The organism is Citrobacter sp. UYEF32 (assembly GCF_040546205.1).
Classification (GTDB): domain Bacteria; phylum Pseudomonadota; class Gammaproteobacteria; order Enterobacterales; family Enterobacteriaceae; genus Phytobacter; species Phytobacter diazotrophicus.
The window spans coordinates 108,416-123,472 of sequence record NZ_JBEPNI010000009.1; the positions used below are offsets into that span (position 1 = coordinate 108,416).

Annotated in this window: 13 protein-coding genes; 7 read left to right on the plus strand and 6 right to left on the minus strand. The window is 52.8% G+C overall.

All coding sequences use genetic code 11. From position 1 onward, the window contains the following. The first annotated feature begins 89 nt into the window (after window positions 1-89). Together bepA and arsC are read left to right on the plus strand one after the other, a co-directional pair. Window positions 90-1,553 (plus strand): beta-barrel assembly-enhancing protease, encoded by a 1,464-nt coding sequence (gene bepA, locus ABIB59_RS22855; protein WP_039079692.1) that lies wholly within the window; start codon window positions 90-92, stop codon window positions 1,551-1,553. Window positions 1,554-1,565: 12 nt separating this feature from the next. After that, on the plus strand, window positions 1,566-1,925 hold the full coding sequence (arsC, locus tag ABIB59_RS22860) for an arsenate reductase (glutaredoxin) (protein WP_039079691.1): 360 nt from the start codon (window positions 1,566-1,568) through the stop codon (window positions 1,923-1,925). Between the two features lie 34 nt (window positions 1,926-1,959). Here arsC and ABIB59_RS22865 read toward each other — a convergent pair whose 3' ends face one another. The 3 genes from ABIB59_RS22865 to upp form a co-directional block, all read right to left on the minus strand. After that, window positions 1,960-2,661 (minus strand): DnaA inactivator Hda, encoded by a 702-nt coding sequence (locus tag ABIB59_RS22865; protein ID WP_064572411.1) that lies wholly within the window; start codon window positions 2,659-2,661, stop codon window positions 1,960-1,962. A gap of 95 nt (window positions 2,662-2,756) precedes the next feature. Next, on the minus strand, window positions 2,757-4,046 hold the full coding sequence (gene uraA, locus ABIB59_RS22870; RefSeq protein WP_039079689.1) for a uracil permease: 1,290 nt from the start codon (window positions 4,044-4,046) through the stop codon (window positions 2,757-2,759). A gap of 272 nt (window positions 4,047-4,318) precedes the next feature. Continuing rightward, window positions 4,319-4,945 (minus strand): uracil phosphoribosyltransferase, encoded by a 627-nt coding sequence (gene upp, locus ABIB59_RS22875; RefSeq protein WP_039079688.1) that lies wholly within the window; start codon window positions 4,943-4,945, stop codon window positions 4,319-4,321. 277 nt (window positions 4,946-5,222) lie between these two features. Between upp and purM the strand changes: the two genes are divergently transcribed. The 4 genes from purM (at window position 5,223) to ppx (ending at window position 10,738) form a co-directional block, all read left to right on the plus strand. Continuing rightward, on the plus strand, window positions 5,223-6,260 hold the full coding sequence (gene purM / locus ABIB59_RS22880; RefSeq protein WP_039079687.1) for a phosphoribosylformylglycinamidine cyclo-ligase: 1,038 nt from the start codon (window positions 5,223-5,225) through the stop codon (window positions 6,258-6,260). After that, window positions 6,257-6,895 (plus strand): phosphoribosylglycinamide formyltransferase, encoded by a 639-nt coding sequence (gene purN / locus ABIB59_RS22885; protein ID WP_071193410.1) that lies wholly within the window; start codon window positions 6,257-6,259, stop codon window positions 6,893-6,895. The genes purM and purN overlap by 4 nt, the downstream gene beginning before the upstream one ends. A 231-nt stretch (window positions 6,896-7,126) precedes the next feature. Continuing rightward, entirely contained in the window at window positions 7,127-9,193 is a 2,067-nt protein-coding gene (ppk1, locus tag ABIB59_RS22890; protein WP_039079685.1) for a polyphosphate kinase 1, read from the plus strand. A 3-nt stretch (window positions 9,194-9,196) separates the two neighbouring features. Next, window positions 9,197-10,738: an exopolyphosphatase gene (ppx, locus tag ABIB59_RS22895; protein ID WP_039079684.1), complete on the plus strand. Its 1,542-nt coding sequence runs from the start codon at window positions 9,197-9,199 to the stop codon at window positions 10,736-10,738. A gap of 2 nt (window positions 10,739-10,740) precedes the next feature. Here ppx and ABIB59_RS22900 read toward each other — a convergent pair whose 3' ends face one another. Beyond that, on the minus strand, window positions 10,741-12,969 hold the full coding sequence (locus ABIB59_RS22900) for a sensor domain-containing phosphodiesterase (RefSeq protein WP_354037145.1): 2,229 nt from the start codon (window positions 12,967-12,969) through the stop codon (window positions 10,741-10,743). Between the two features lie 341 nt (window positions 12,970-13,310). Between ABIB59_RS22900 and ABIB59_RS22905 the strand changes: the two genes are divergently transcribed. Beyond that, window positions 13,311-13,502 carry a YfgG family protein gene (locus tag ABIB59_RS22905; RefSeq protein WP_064572410.1) on the plus strand — a complete coding sequence of 64 codons (192 nt, stop codon included), beginning with the start codon at window positions 13,311-13,313 and terminating at the stop codon, window positions 13,500-13,502. Window positions 13,503-13,542: 40 nt separating this feature from the next. Here the strand turns inward: ABIB59_RS22905 and ABIB59_RS22910 are convergent, their stop codons facing one another. Both ABIB59_RS22910 and ABIB59_RS22915 read right to left on the minus strand, forming a co-directional pair. Beyond that, window positions 13,543-14,193 (minus strand): LysE family translocator, encoded by a 651-nt coding sequence (locus ABIB59_RS22910; RefSeq protein ID WP_039079682.1) that lies wholly within the window; start codon window positions 14,191-14,193, stop codon window positions 13,543-13,545. A gap of 48 nt (window positions 14,194-14,241) precedes the next feature. Continuing rightward, window positions 14,242-15,048, minus strand: a complete 807-nt coding sequence (locus ABIB59_RS22915; protein WP_039079681.1) for an AraC family transcriptional regulator — start codon at window positions 15,046-15,048, stop codon at window positions 14,242-14,244. Window positions 15,049-15,057: the final 9 nt, after the last annotated feature.

Consider the following 15,057-nt stretch of genomic DNA (forward strand, 5'->3'; position numbering starts at 1 on the left):
GGGGGGATAAACTCTCTGTTTTATTTCGCCGGAACGAACCCCGGCTCGTCAGGTCAAATGATTACCCCAAAAATTACAGGATTGAGGTTATGTTCAGGCAGTTGAAAAAAACGCTGGTCGCAACCCTTATCGCCACGCTGACGCTCGGCCAGATGATGCCCGCGTTTGCGGATTCTGCAGACAGTCTGCCCGATATGGGAACCTCCGCAGGAAGCACCCTGTCCATTGGTCAGGAAATGCAAATGGGCGACTATTATGTTCGCCAGCTGCGCGGCAGTGCGCCGCTGATCAACGACCCTTTACTGGTTCAGTACATCAACGGACTGGGCATGCGCCTGGTCTCGCATGCGAACTCGGTAAAGACCCCGTTTCATTTCTACTTAGTCAATAATGACGAAATCAACGCCTTTGCTTTCTTTGGCGGCAACGTGGTGCTGCATTCAGCGCTGTTTCGCTATGCGGATAACGAAAGCCAACTGGCGTCGGTGATGGCGCACGAAATTTCCCACGTGACCCAGCGCCATCTGGCGCGTGCCATGGAAGATCAGAAGCGTAGCGCCCCCCTGACCTGGGCTGGCGCACTCGGCTCCATTCTGTTAGCCATGGCAAGCCCGCAGGCCGGGATGGCGGCGCTCACCGGTACACTGGCCGGTACGCAGCAAGGCATGATCACCTTTACGCAGCAGAACGAACAGGAAGCGGACCGCATCGGGATTCAGGTTTTGCAACGCTCCGGTTTCGATCCACAGGCAATGCCAACTTTCCTGGAAAAGCTGCTTGATCAATCACGTTACGCCTCTCGTCCACCGGAAATTTTGCTGACCCACCCCTTACCGGAAAGCCGTCTTGCCGATGCGCGTAACCGCGCCAACCAGATGCGCCCGGTGGTCGTGCAATCCTCCGAAGAATTTTACCTGGCCAAAGCCAGAGCCCTGGGGATGTATAACTCCGGGCGTAATCAGCTCACCAGCGATATGTTAGATGCCTGGGCAAAAGGCAATGTGCGCGAGCAGCATGCCGCACAATATGGTCGCGCCCTGCAGGCAATGGAGGCGAAGAACTTCGCCGACGCCGCTAAAACACTGCAACCCCTGCTGAGCGCCAATCCGACAAATGCCTGGTATATCGACCTGGCGACCGACATTGATTTAGGGCAGAACAAAAACAACGAAGCGATTAACCGTCTGAAAAATGCGGCGGAAATTAAAACCAACCCGGTATTACAGCTCAACCTGGCAAACGCCTATCTGAGCAGCGGTCAGGCTGCCGCGGCAGAGGCGATACTCAATCGTTATACCTTTAACTGGAAGGACGATGTAAACGGCTGGGAGCTGCTGGCGCAAGCGGAAGCCACATTAGGCCATCGCGATGAAGAGCTGGCGGCGCGTGCCGAAGGGCTGGCGCTGACGGGTAAGCTGGATCAGGCCATTACGCTGCTGGGGAGCGCCAGTTCGCAGGTCAAATTGGGCAGTCTGCAGCAGGCCCGTTACGATGCGCGTATTGATCAGCTTCGTCAGTTGCAGAAAACGTTCCGCCCGTATCAGAAGATGTAACAAGGAGAACCGATGACAGACGCGGTGAAGATTTACCACAACCCTCGCTGCTCCAAGAGCCGCGATACCCTCAGCCTGCTGAAAGCCAATGGCATTGATCCGCAGGTTGTTCTGTATCTGGAAACGCCGCCGGATGCCGACACGCTTAAAGCGCTGTTGAAAATGCTGGGGATGACCAGCGCGCGGGAGCTGATGCGCCAGAAAGAGGATCTCTATAAATCACTGGGATTGGGGGATAGCCATCTCTCAGAAGAGGCGCTGTTGCAGGCGCTGCTTGATAACCCCAAACTGATGGAGCGTCCGATCGTTGTGGCGAACGGTAAGGCGCGCATTGGTCGCCCGCCAGAGCAGGTCCTTGAGATCGTCTATTAATACCACGGGCCCGCAGGTGCGATACTTGCCGGGCCTACAGTTTCAGAATGTCTTTTACGAAGGGAATGGTCAGCTTACGCTGGGCGGTAATAGACGCGCGATCGAGCTGATCGAGCGTGTCAAAGAGCGTGCGCATTTCGCGATCCAGCCGCTTGAGCAGAAAACGTCCCACATCTTCCGGCAACTCAAACCCGCGCAGCCGCGCACGCAGTTGGAGCGCCTGCAGTTTGTCTTCATCAGAGAGCGGTTGCAGCTTGTAGATTTGCCCCCAGTCCAGGCGCGACGCCAGGTCGGGCAACCCCAGATTCAACTGCCGTGGCGGACGATCGCCGGTGATCAGTAACCGCGTTTTGCCTGATTCCAGAATACGGTTATAGAGATTGAAGATGGCCATCTCCCAGGGTTCATCGCCTGCGACACACTCGATATTATCGATACAGACCAGCGAGAGATGTTCCATTCCTTCAAGCACTTCCGGTACAAACCAGGTGCGCTTATCAAGCGGCACATAGCCGACCGCATCACCACGCTGAGAGAGTTCAGCACAGGCAGCATGAAGCAGATGACTACGTCCTGCCCCTTCACGCGACCAGAAATAGATGTATCCGCTATGATCCTGGCGTAGGACATTTTGCAACGCCGCCAGCAAAGAAGGGTTATCGCCCGGCCAGAAACTCGCAAAAGTTTCATCGTCAGGAAGATAGAGTGGCAGGGAAAGCTGCGCCGGTGTGTTCAGACGTACCTCAACAGGGCTTTAAAAAACGCGGTAAGTTTATCATAAAACTTTACCGCGTTTGAACCGGGCATGACACCCGGTTTGCAGAGCGACAATTAATGCTGATTTGCTTCGCTGTCTTCGGCGTCCAGTACCACTTCTTCCGGACGCAGAACACTGATCAATTTGAAGATCAGGCTCAGCGCAACACCCACGATAGTCGCCAGCGCCATCCCTTTCAGTTCAGCGGCGCCAATGTGCACTTTCGCGCCGCTGACGCCGATGATCAGAATGACGGAGGTCAGGATCAAGTTTTGCGCTTTGCTGTAATCCACTTTGGATTCGATCAGCACGCGAATACCGGATGCGCCGATCACCCCGTACAGCAGCAGAGAGACACCGCCCATCACCGGTACCGGGATAATCTGAATTGCCGCCGCCAGTTTCCCTACGCAGGAGAGCAGAATCGCGATGATAGCCGCGCCACCGATAACCCAGGTACTGTAGACGCGGGTGATCGCCATAACGCCAATGTTCTCACCATAGGTGGTGTTCGGCGTTGAGCCGAAGAAACCGGAAATAATGGTTGAGAAGCCATTGGCAAACATGGAACGGTGCAGGCCCGGGTCACGGATCAGATCGCGTTTCACGATATTGGCGGTAACGACCAGATGGCCCACATGCTCAGCAATAACCACCAGCGCCGCAGGCAGAATGGTGAAGATAGCAAACCATTCGAAACGCGGCGTGTAGAAGGTTGGCAGCGCGAACCAGTGCGCATTGGCAATCGGCGTGGTATCAACAACACCCATTGCAAACGACAGCGCATAACCGGCCAGCACGCCGATCAGAATCGGGATTATCGCCATAAAACCACGGAACAATACGGAACCAAACACGGTCACACCCAGCGTGACCAGCGAGATGAGCACGGTTCTGGAATCCGCAGACTGCCCATCCGCAGGCAGCAGACCGGCCATATTGGCCGCAACACCGGCCAGCTCCAGACCGATGACGGCAACGATTGCGCCCATTGCCGCAGGCGGGAACATCACGTCCAGCCAGCCGGTGCCTGCTTTCTTCACGATGAAGGAAACAATGCAGAACAGCACGCCGCACATAATAAAACCACCCAGCGCCACTTCATAGCCCAGCGGCAGAAGCAGCAGTACCGGCGAAATAAACGCAAAGCTCGATCCCAGATAAGCCGGGATTTTGCCCTTACAGATAAAGAGATAAAGCAGCGTTCCGATACCGTTAAATAACAGTACGGTGGCCGGGTTAATATGAAACAGGATTGGCACCAGCACGGTTGCGCCAAACATAGCGAACAAGTGCTGCAAACTAAGCGGGATTGTCTGTAAAAGCGGCGGTCTTTCACTCACCCCGATAGCACGGCGCGTCATAGTGTTTTCCTCTGAGTGTTGTTGTTTATCCCCTTCACACGTCAAGACGCTGGTGCGTTGGCCGTACTCGTCCACCCGAATCACTTATTACGTAAGATCATCAGGATTCGCTCGCTTGTCCTTGCCGGCAACTCGACGTGGTTAGGGTATATGTTCCGCTCATCACCCATCCCGTAGTGTTGTGGACTGCGGGATGAAATCAGGCGGATTCTGTTCTGGTTTACGCCAAAAAAAAGCCGACTTTCAAAGTCGGCTTTTGATTTTTAAAGCATTTATTTCGTACCAAAGATTTTGTCGCCGGCATCGCCGAGGCCCGGAATAATGTATCCGTGCTCATTGAGGCCCTTGTCGATGGACGCGGTATACAGCTCAACGTCCGGGTGCGCTTTCTCCAGCGCGGCGAGGCCTTCCGGGGCAGCAACCAGCACCAGCACTTTGATGCTGTGGCAGCCTGCGTTTTTCAGCAGGTCGATGGTGGCAATCATAGAACCGCCCGTTGCCAGCATCGGGTCAACGACCAGCGCCATACGCTCGTCGATGTTAGAAACCAGTTTCTGGAAATACGGCACCGGCTCCAGGGTCTCTTCATTACGATAGATACCCACCACGCTGATGCGCGCGCTCGGAACGTGTTCCAGCACCCCTTCCATCATGCCCAGACCGGCACGCAGAATAGGGACTACGGTGATTTTTTTGCCTTTGATTTGTTCGACTTCTACCGGGCCGTTCCAGCCTTCGATAGTCACACGTTCCGTTTCCAGATCGGCAGTCGCTTCATAGGTCAGCAGACTACCGACTTCCGAGGCGAGTTCACGAAAGCGTTTGGTGCTGATGTCATTTTCACGCATCAGGCCCAGCTTGTGTTTGACGAGTGGGTGTTTTACTTCCACGACCTTCATACTCTTCTCCTTCCCCAAAACGGTGGCAGCCACAAAAAAAATCGCCGGATTATACCGCTTTTTCTCCGCCACGCTACAGGTGCGGCGTTGATCCGGATCAAACAGACTGGAAAAGAGTATACCGTAAGAATCCCCGGCGGCCTGAAATAATGGACTCGCAAACGTTTGCCTTCACTGTTAGAATTGCGCCGAATTTTATTTCCAAAACCTGATTAGTTCGGGTAACAGCCTGAAATATGACGGGTGAACCGCAAGCAAACGCGTGGGGACTCAAGCAGTGACCGATAAAACCTCTCTTAGCTACAAAGATGCCGGTGTTGATATTGACGCAGGTAATGCTCTGGTTGACCGAATCAAAGGTGTGGTGAAGAAAACTCGTCGTCCGGAAGTGATGGGCGGTCTGGGTGGCTTCGGCGCGCTGTGCGCATTGCCGCAAAAATATCGTGAACCAGTACTGGTTTCCGGCACTGACGGCGTAGGTACCAAACTGCGTCTGGCGATGGATCTGAAACGCCACGACAGCATCGGCATCGACCTGGTCGCCATGTGTGTGAATGACCTGGTCGTTCAGGGCGCAGAGCCGCTGTTTTTCCTCGATTATTACGCAACAGGCAAACTGGATGTCGACACCGCAGCCAGCGTGATTAACGGTATCGCGGAAGGCTGCCTGCAGTCTGGCTGTGCGCTGGTTGGCGGCGAAACCGCCGAAATGCCGGGCATGTACCACGGCGAAGACTACGATGTTGCTGGTTTCTGCGTTGGCGTTGTTGAAAAATCCGAGATTATTGACGGTTCCAAAGTGGCCGACGGCGATGTGCTGATTGCGCTGGCGTCAAGCGGTCCGCACTCTAACGGCTACTCCCTGGTGCGTAAAGTCATCGAAGTGAGCGGTTGCGATCCTGAAACGACACAGCTTGAAGGAAAATCCCTCGCGGATCACCTGCTGACTCCGACCCGCATCTACGTGAAATCGATTCTTGAGCTGATTGAAAACGTAGACGTGCACGCCATCGCCCACCTGACCGGCGGCGGCTTCTGGGAAAACATCCCGCGCGTGCTGCCAGACAATACCCAGGCGGTGATCGACGAGTCCTCCTGGCAATGGCCGGCCGTCTTTAACTGGCTGCAAACGGCGGGCAATGTCAGCCGTCACGAGATGTATCGCACCTTTAACTGTGGTGTCGGTATGGTTATCGCCCTGCCTGCTGATGAAGCAGATAAGGCCATCGCATTCCTGAATGCCAAAGGTGAAAACGCGTGGAAAATCGGTATTATCAAAGCATCCGATTCCAGTGAACGCGTGGTCATCGAATGAAAAACATTGTGGTGCTCATTTCCGGCAACGGAAGCAACTTGCAGGCAATAATTGATGCCTGCAAGCAGAAGAAAATCAATGGCACCATCCGGGCAGTATTCAGTAACAAGGCCGATGCATTCGGCCTTGAGCGTGCGCGGGAAGCCAACATTCCCGCCCATGCGCTTCTTGCCTCTCAGTTTGCCAGTCGCGAAGCGTTTGACCGCGAACTGATGCAGGAGATTGACGCTTACGCCCCGGATATCGTTGTGCTGGCTGGCTACATGCGTATCCTCAGCCCGGACTTCGTGGCACATTACGCCGGTCGCCTTATCAATATTCACCCTTCCCTGCTGCCTAAATATCCCGGTTTACACACCCACCGCCAGGTACTGGAGAACGGTGATGACGTTCACGGCACCACCGTGCATTTTGTTACCGACGAACTGGACGGCGGCCCGGTCATTTTACAGGCACAGGTGCCGGTGTTTGAGGGCGATACCGAAGAAGACGTGACCGCCCGCGTCCAGACTCAGGAGCATGCGATTTACCCGCTGGTCGTGAGTTGGTTTGTTGATGGCCGTTTGGCTATGCAAGAAAACAAAGCCTGGCTTGATGGCGTTTGCCTGCCAGAACAGGGCTACGCGGCCGAGTAAGCGAATCTTTTCTTTGCCTGCGCGTAACATGTCGTTGCGCGCAACACCTTTCTGCGGGTAAAACCGGATTACTGTCATACTTATCTGTCACAGTTGGACATCTAATGGCAAAGCTCGCCATAATATGGGTGTCACTCAAACGAACGCCAACACGTTTACCTGCACACGAGGACACAGCCATAGCGAGAAGGAATTGCCGTGTCCCGAGAGTTAACCGGAGTGTAAGTTGTAATGGGTCAGGAAAAGCTATATCTGGAAAAAGAACTAAGTTGGTTGTGCTTTAACGAGCGCGTTCTGCAGGAAGCGGCGGATAAGAGTAACCCGCTCATTGAACGCATGCGCTTTTTAGGGATTTATTCCAACAACCTTGATGAATTCTATAAAGTTCGCTTCGCAGAACTTAAACGCCGCATCATTATTAGCGAAGAACAAGGACAAGGCACCAACACCCATTCACGCCACCTGCTGGGTAAAATACAGGCCCGCGTACTAAAAGCCGATCAGGAATTTGACGGTCTGTATAACGAACTCCTGCTGGAAATGGCACGTAATCAGATCTTTTTGATTAACGAACGCCAGCTTTCCGCTAATCAGCAAAACTGGCTGCGCCACTACTTCCGACAGTATCTGCGCCAGCACATCACGCCGACACTGATTAATCGCGAAACCAATCTGATTCGCTTCTTAAAAGACGACTACACCTACCTGGCGGTGGAAATCATCCGTGGCGATGATATCCGCTACGCCCTGCTGGAAATTCCGTCTGATAAAGTGCCGCGTTTTGTAAACCTGCCGCCGGAAGCGCCGCGCCGTCGCAAGCCGATGATTCTGCTGGATAATATCCTGCGTTATTGCCTGGATGATATCTTCAAAGGCTTCTTTGATTACGACGCGCTGAACGCCTACTCGATGAAAATGACCCGTGACGCCGAATACGATCTGGTGCACGAGATGGAATCGAGTCTGATGGAGCTGATGTCTTCAAGCCTGAAACAGCGTCTGACGGCAGAGCCGGTACGCTTTGTTTATCAGCGTGATATGCCGGATGCCATGGTTGAGATGCTGCGCGAGAAGCTGACCATTTCCCGCTACGACTCCATTATTCCGGGCGGTCGCTACCACAACTTTAAAGACTTCATCAGCTTCCCGAACGTCGGGAAAGCAAACCTGGTGAACAAACCATTACCGCGCCTGCGCCATGTCTGGTTTGATAAGTTCCGCAACGGCTTTGATGCCATTCGCGAGCGCGACGTGCTGCTCTATTATCCGTATCACACCTTCGAGCACGTGCTGGAACTGCTGCGCCAGGCGTCGTTTGACCCAAGCGTGCTGGCAATTAAAATCAATATTTATCGCGTGGCGAAAGACTCGCGCATCATCGACTCCATGATCCACGCCGCCCATAACGGCAAGAAAGTGACCGTGGTGGTTGAGCTGCAGGCGCGTTTCGATGAAGAGGCTAACATCCACTGGGCGAAGCGTCTGACCGAAGCCGGTGTGCAGGTTATCTTCTCGGCGCCGGGGCTGAAAATCCACGCAAAGCTGTTCCTGGTGTCGCGTATGGAAAACGACGAAGTGGTGCGTTACGCTCATATCGGTACCGGCAACTTTAACGAAAAGACCGCGCGTATCTATACCGACTACTCATTGCTGACCGCAGATGCGCGTATCACCAATGAAGTGCGCCGGGTCTTTAATTTTATTGAGAACCCGTACCGTCCGGTGAATTTCGATTATTTGATGGTTTCGCCGCAAAACTCGCGCGATCTGCTCTACAAAATGATCGATACCGAAATTGCCAATGCGCAGAAAGGCATTCCTTCGGGCATTACGCTAAAAATCAACAACCTGGTGGATAAAGGCCTGGTTGACCGGCTGTATACGGCCTCCAGTTCTGGCGTGCCGGTGAATTTGCTGGTGCGCGGTATGTGCTCGCTTATCCCTGAACTGGAAGGCATCAGCGATAATATTCGCGTAATTAGCATTGTTGACCGTTTCCTTGAACACGATCGCATCTATATTTTTGAGAATGGCGGCGATAAAAAAGTGTATCTGTCGTCTGCTGACTGGATGACGCGAAACATCGATTACCGTATTGAAGTAGCGGCGCCGTTGCTCGATCCGCGCCTTAAACAGCAGGTACTGGATATCATTGATCTTCTGTTCAGTGATACCGTCAAAGCACGCTACGTCGATAAAGAACTCAGTAATCGATATGTGCCGCGCGGCAACCGCCGCAAAGTACGCGCACAGCTCGCGATTCATGAATATCTGACATCACTTGAACAGTCTGACTAATCTATGCCGATAAATGAAAAGACAGCACGACCGCAGGAATTTGCTGCGGTCGACCTGGGTTCGAACAGTTTTCATATGGTGATTGCCCGCGTTGTTGATGGCGCCATGCAGATCATTGGCCGTCTGAAACAACGCGTACATCTGGCGGATGGCCTCGACAGCAATAATATGCTGAGTGAAGAGGCTATGGAGCGCGGTCTCGCGTGTCTGTCGCTGTTCGCAGAACGCCTGCAAGGTTTTGACCCTTCAAGCGTGTGTATTGTAGGGACCCACACGTTGCGCCAGGCGCTCAACGCGCCGGAGTTTCTTAAACGGGCAGAAAAGGTTATTCCCTACCCTATCGAAATCATCGCGGGTAATGAAGAAGCGCGCCTGATTTTTATGGGCGTTGAACATACGCAGCCGGAAAAAGGCCGCAAGCTGGTTATTGATATCGGCGGCGGTTCTACCGAACTGGTCATTGGCGAAGATTTTGAACCCAAGCTGGTGGAAAGCCGTCGTATGGGCTGCGTCAGCTTCGCGCAGCTTTATTTTGCGGGCGGAACAATCAATGCGGAAAACTTCCAGCGTGCCCGCGTTGCCGCAACGCAGAAACTGGAAACGCTGGCCTGGCAGTTCCGTATTCAGGGCTGGGACGTCGCGCTTGGCGCGTCCGGCAGTATCAAAGCGGCCCATGAAGTGCTACTGGCGTTAGGGGAAAAGGACGGCATCATCACGCCTGAGCGCCTCAAAAAACTGGTCGCCGAAGTTGTGAAGTTCAAAAACTTCGACGAACTGAGCTTGCCGGGTCTGTCCGACGAACGTAAAGCGGTCTTCGTTCCAGGTCTGGCAATTCTCTGCGGGGTATTTGACGCGCTGGCAATTAATGAACTTCGCCTCTCAGACGGTGCGCTGCGCGAAGGCGTGCTGTATGAAATGGAAGGCCGTTTCCGCCATCAGGATATTCGCAGCCGTACGGCGCAGAGCCTTGCGAATCAGTACAATATCGACCGCGAACAGGCGCGTCGCGTGCTGGAAACCACCATGCACATGTACGATCAGTGGCAGGCGCAAAATCCGAAGCTCATTAACCCGCAACTGGCGGCGCTACTGAAATGGGCAGCCATGCTGCATGAAGTCGGTTTAAATATTAACCACAGCGGTATGCATCGTCATTCGGCTTATATCCTGCAAAACAGCGATCTGCCGGGCTATAACCAGGAGCAGCAACTGATGATGGCCACGCTGGTGCGCTATCACCGCAAAGCGATCAAGCTGGATGACTTACCGCGCTTCACGTTGTTTAAGAAAAAGCACTATCTGCCGTTAATTCAGCTTTTACGCCTTGGGGTGTTGCTGAATAACCAGCGGCAGGCGACAACGACGCCACCAACCCTGCGTCTTACGACCGATGATAACCACTGGACGCTGAGCTTCCCGCACGACTGGTTCAGCCAGAATGCACTGGTTCTCTTCGACCTGGAACGGGAACAGGAGTACTGGGAAGCCGTCACCGGCTGGCGACTCAAAGTTGAAGAAGAGCAGTCGCCCGGCGTAGCGGCATAAAATCAGGCCGCCTGAATCTGCCCTGGCAGATTTTCCAGCGGCTCTGGTTTACCAATCAAATATCCCTGCAAATAATCGATACCCAGCGCAACCACTGCGCTGCGTATCTCTTCATTTTCGACATACTCCGCCACAACCTGCATCTTTTTCATTCTTGCCAGATGGCAAATAGAGGCGACAATCTGGTAATCCAGACTATTTGAAACGATATTGCGGATAAAGCTGCCATCGATTTTCAGGATATCGGCATTCACATTTTTCAGTCGGGAATAACTGGCGTAGCCGGTACCAAAATCGTCAATCGCTACGCTACAGCCCATTTGTTGCAGTTGGCCGAGCGTTTGATTTGCCTGCTCCAGATTGGTTAACGAATTACTCTCGGTTATCTCGAAGATCAACTGCCACGCCTCGATGCCATATTTTTTCAACAGCCGCCCCACCTCCAGAGAAAACTGTGCCCGACACACAGAGGCGGGCGACAGATTAATGGCAAAACGCTGCGCGGGTAGCGTTGCGCGATGAGCAGACATAAAACTCAGCACATGCTCCACAACCCAAAGATCGATACGTGATGACAGGCCGAACTCATGGGCGATCGGCAGAAAATCATCCGGATTAATATACTGGCCGTTCTCTTCATTCATGCGTAGCAGAATTTCATGGTAGCTGTCGCCGCGCATCCCGGCGATAGGTTGCACCAGTAAACTAAAACGGTTCTCCTCCAGTGCGAGTTGCAGGCGGTTCATCATATCCACCTTGTCCTTGAGACAACGCTGGAGGTTCGCCGCCCCGCGATGCTGCAGGCTTTCCGGATGATTTGTCGCCAGCGACAAGTCCGCAATAGTACTCAGTTCGCCAAGCAGCAAGTAGAGGTGCTGCACCGGAGAGCGCACATAGCAATAGCTCATGCCTACCTGCGGCTGCAGCGGCATGTCATCCCAGAAGAAACGAAACGCCTTAATTTGGGCATCCAGCGCGTCAATCCGGCTCTGGTGCGACTGAGTGTTAAGGCGAATAGCCAGATCATGGCCTGAGAGATGGTAGACACGTTCGTCCTCATCGAGGCTGTTTTTAAGCCAGTCCGACAGTTTTTGCTTGTACTGAATGCGCAGCATCACGCCATAGTTACGCCCCAGCACTTCCAGTTCCGGCACACTTAAAAAGCAGAGAACAGACCAGGGTGACCCCGCCAGCGCACGATTGAGGGCGCGCAGATTGGGTATCTGAACGACTGGATCAAGATAGGCAAGACGACGAGCGCGGGCATGAACATGCCGTTGTCGTGTTGCCAGTACCGATACACAAAGGATGATAAAAGAGTAAACCAGGTAACTCGACGAGGCGATAGCCAGTTGGATTTCATAAGCCGGATAGACGGGAAGATAACGATAAAAATAGTGTACCGAGACAATCAACAGCAGCGTCCAGAGCACCGATATAAACCGGTATCCATAGCGTAATGCTCCCCATAACATGACAGGCAATACCAGAGAGAGCGTGTAGTTGGTGCTGAAAATGGAGCTATTTTCATTCAGCGGCATGAGCAACAGTATGACCAATCCGGCCAGGATACTCAGCCAGATAGCCATCTCACAGCGGGTCACTTTCGGGTCGAATTCATGGCGCAGTTGCGATAACCAACTTCGCAGATAACGCGGATGGCGAATGATACGAATAACCAAATAGCAGAGCGGAATACCGGTCATGGTCCCGACCAGTAATGCCTGATAATCAATCAGTAAATGAATATTTAACGATAATATATCGGTCTTACTAAAGTCCGTGTCATACAGCGCCAGCCAGATAACGAACTCAAGAATAATCAAATAAATCGTTGCCGGGCAAAAGACCTGCCAGAAAATTCGCTGGGCAATAAAGGCGGCGTTTCCGTAGGCAATATTTTGCCGACGCGTAACAAAAACGCGATAGCCGCCCCAACTGATGACCACGGGAATAAGCAAATGAAAAATTTGCGCGACAAGCTCAGAGATATCGTGCATGCCGATATTCAGGACCAGTGCGAGAACCATGCCGGGTAGCGCTGCCCAGCCAAAGACCACCATCAGACTGAACATCAGCGCCATCGGCAGGGAGAAAAGGACAACCGTTTCACCCGCGACATGCGTATAGGTATTCGCCAGATTAAACAGTGGCAGTAAAAGACATGGCAACACGAGCGGTAGTGCCCACCATTTGTCTTTGTGCTGATGATATTTTTTTAACGGAGTCATAGATGCTCGACAAAAAACCCAGCTTCCCAATGGGTATTTCAGGCAGGCATCCAACCTGACTGTAAGCGCGTAAATAGCAAATGAGCGTGAATTTTAGTTCTGTAGGGCAACTAATGATTGATGCACATCAAATAAAACTCGCCGAATTAATTAATTTTTACGCTTTTTAAAAAGAGACGCAGATTAGCATTCATGACTTAAATACTTAATTTATTTTATATAAAATCGATTAATATTTTCCTCCGGTGAAATTTTGCATGGTTAAGAATTGACCTCGCTCTCACTCTGTGCCTTAATGTCAAGGTCGCCCTTTTTATGGGGTAAACCTTAAGGAACCTTTTGTGAGTCAGGCAACCCCTATGCGAAAACGCCATCGATTTGACAGTCGCATGACCCGTATCGTATTGCTAATCAGCTTTATCTTTTTCTTTGGTCGTTTTATCTATTCCTCAATTGGTGCCTGGTATCATCATCAGGATAAGCTCCAGTCTCAGCAAGTAAGCCAACCTATCGATTCTTCCGCACAACGCTAACGCACTGTTTTTATTTGTACACGTCTTTACGTGGGCTTTGTCACATCAACGCATGACGCACCATCGTCAGGATCATCGCCACGCCAAATCCGGCGAGGACAGCTCCGGCTATGCGCTCAATAATATGCACCCAGGCTGTGAGACGTATCTGTATGGCGGATAATCCGATCAATGTCGCGATGGCAAGATTCCACGCCAGTACCGCCAGGCTCATCCATGCGCCGGAAAAGATCTGCTGTGCAAATGTGACGTTCGCGCCAAGAATCGAGGTCATCAGCGCCAGATAAAAAAGCGCATTTTTGGGATTAAGTAACGCGGACCCCAGCCCTAGTAGAAACTGTTTTCGCCACGACGGGCAATCCATCCGGGTGGCGTTGAGCGCCAGCACCTGCTTACGACTGCGCAACAGATGCCCGCCAATCCAGATTAAATAGAGCGCGCCAGCAATTTCAATCAGACGAAACAGCAGTCCGTAATCCTGTAATAGCCGCCAGCCACACATCGCCAGCACAATATAAAAGGCGTTTCCCAGCGCGATCCCCGGTCCAATTCCGGCGCTGCCCCGCAGGCGATAACGGATGGCGTAACCGGCCAGCAGGAAGAAATCAGGGCCAGGACTGACCAGCGCCACAAAGTGAGAAAGCGCAAGCAGTGGAAACGCGGCGGGAATAAATTCGGGTAACAAAGACATAGCAACCTCATCAGTAAAAGACGAGGTCACTTTATGGCGTTGTCAGACTTAATTATTGTCTGATATTGATCGCCCCTGCGCATACTGGCGGGGCGTGGAAGAGGTAAAACTGACGAACGTGCGGTGAAAATGGCTTTGATCGGCAAAACCGCTTTGATAACCCGCATCGGCGATATCACTGCCCGCCCGCAACTGTGCTTTAGCAAATTCCACACGGGCATTATTGATCCAGGCTCCTGGCGTCAGCCCTGTCGCCAGCTTGAACTGGCGAATCAGCGTCTCTTTACGCAACGTGTACCGCTGTGCCAGACAATCCAGCGACGGGGGCTGCTGAATATCGGCCAGTAGCGTCGTTTGCATATGGTTGCAGAATTCAGCCGGTTTCGCCGCAGTTTGCAGGCCGGGCAGGCTGACAAGCAGCGCACGTACCGCCTCCTGTAATTCCCCAGTCTGGTTATCTTCCATCAGGGAGATAATGTGCATAAAGGCGGTGAAGAATGAAGGATTGCGTAACACCGTTTGTGCGCAGTGAAGATGCTCCCCTGGCGCGAACCCCAACTGTTGCAGGCACCACGCCTCATCAAGGTACAACATGTGATAGCTACGTGGACGTTCGGCTGCCGGGTTGCAACTGTGCGCTTCACGGGGCGCTATCAGCACCATATCGCCCTGAGAGAGGTGATATTCATGACCACTGCAACGCGTAACGGTCTCGCCGTCGATAATCGCGCCAATGGACAACTGAGGGTGCTGGTGCAGTTTATAGGCCTGCGTACTTTGTACGGTAGAACGCCATTCGACCCACGGCACAAGCGGAGAGCGCCAGAAGCGTTGTTCAATGTTCCGCGTTGTCATCTCTCCCTC

Excerpts from the sequence above, each read along its gene's own strand:
- bepA (WP_039079692.1), top strand. The coding sequence starts at position 90 with ATGTTCAGGCAGTTGAAAAAAACGCTGGTCGCAACCCTTATCGCCACG.
- arsC (WP_039079691.1), top strand. The coding sequence starts at position 1,566 with ATGACAGACGCGGTGAAGATTTACCACAACCCTCGCTGCTCCAAGAGC.
- uraA (WP_039079689.1), bottom strand. The coding sequence starts at position 4,046 with ATGACGCGCCGTGCTATCGGGGTGAGTGAAAGACCGCCGCTTTTACAG.
- upp (WP_039079688.1), bottom strand. The coding sequence starts at position 4,945 with ATGAAGGTCGTGGAAGTAAAACACCCACTCGTCAAACACAAGCTGGGC.
- purN (WP_071193410.1), top strand. The coding sequence starts at position 6,257 with ATGAAAAACATTGTGGTGCTCATTTCCGGCAACGGAAGCAACTTGCAG.
- ppk1 (WP_039079685.1), top strand. The coding sequence starts at position 7,127 with ATGGGTCAGGAAAAGCTATATCTGGAAAAAGAACTAAGTTGGTTGTGC.
- ppx (WP_039079684.1), top strand. The coding sequence starts at position 9,197 with ATGCCGATAAATGAAAAGACAGCACGACCGCAGGAATTTGCTGCGGTC.
- ABIB59_RS22900 (WP_354037145.1), bottom strand. The coding sequence starts at position 12,969 with ATGACTCCGTTAAAAAAATATCATCAGCACAAAGACAAATGGTGGGCA.
- ABIB59_RS22910 (WP_039079682.1), bottom strand. The coding sequence starts at position 14,193 with ATGTCTTTGTTACCCGAATTTATTCCCGCCGCGTTTCCACTGCTTGCG.
- ABIB59_RS22915 (WP_039079681.1), bottom strand. The coding sequence starts at position 15,048 with ATGACAACGCGGAACATTGAACAACGCTTCTGGCGCTCTCCGCTTGTG.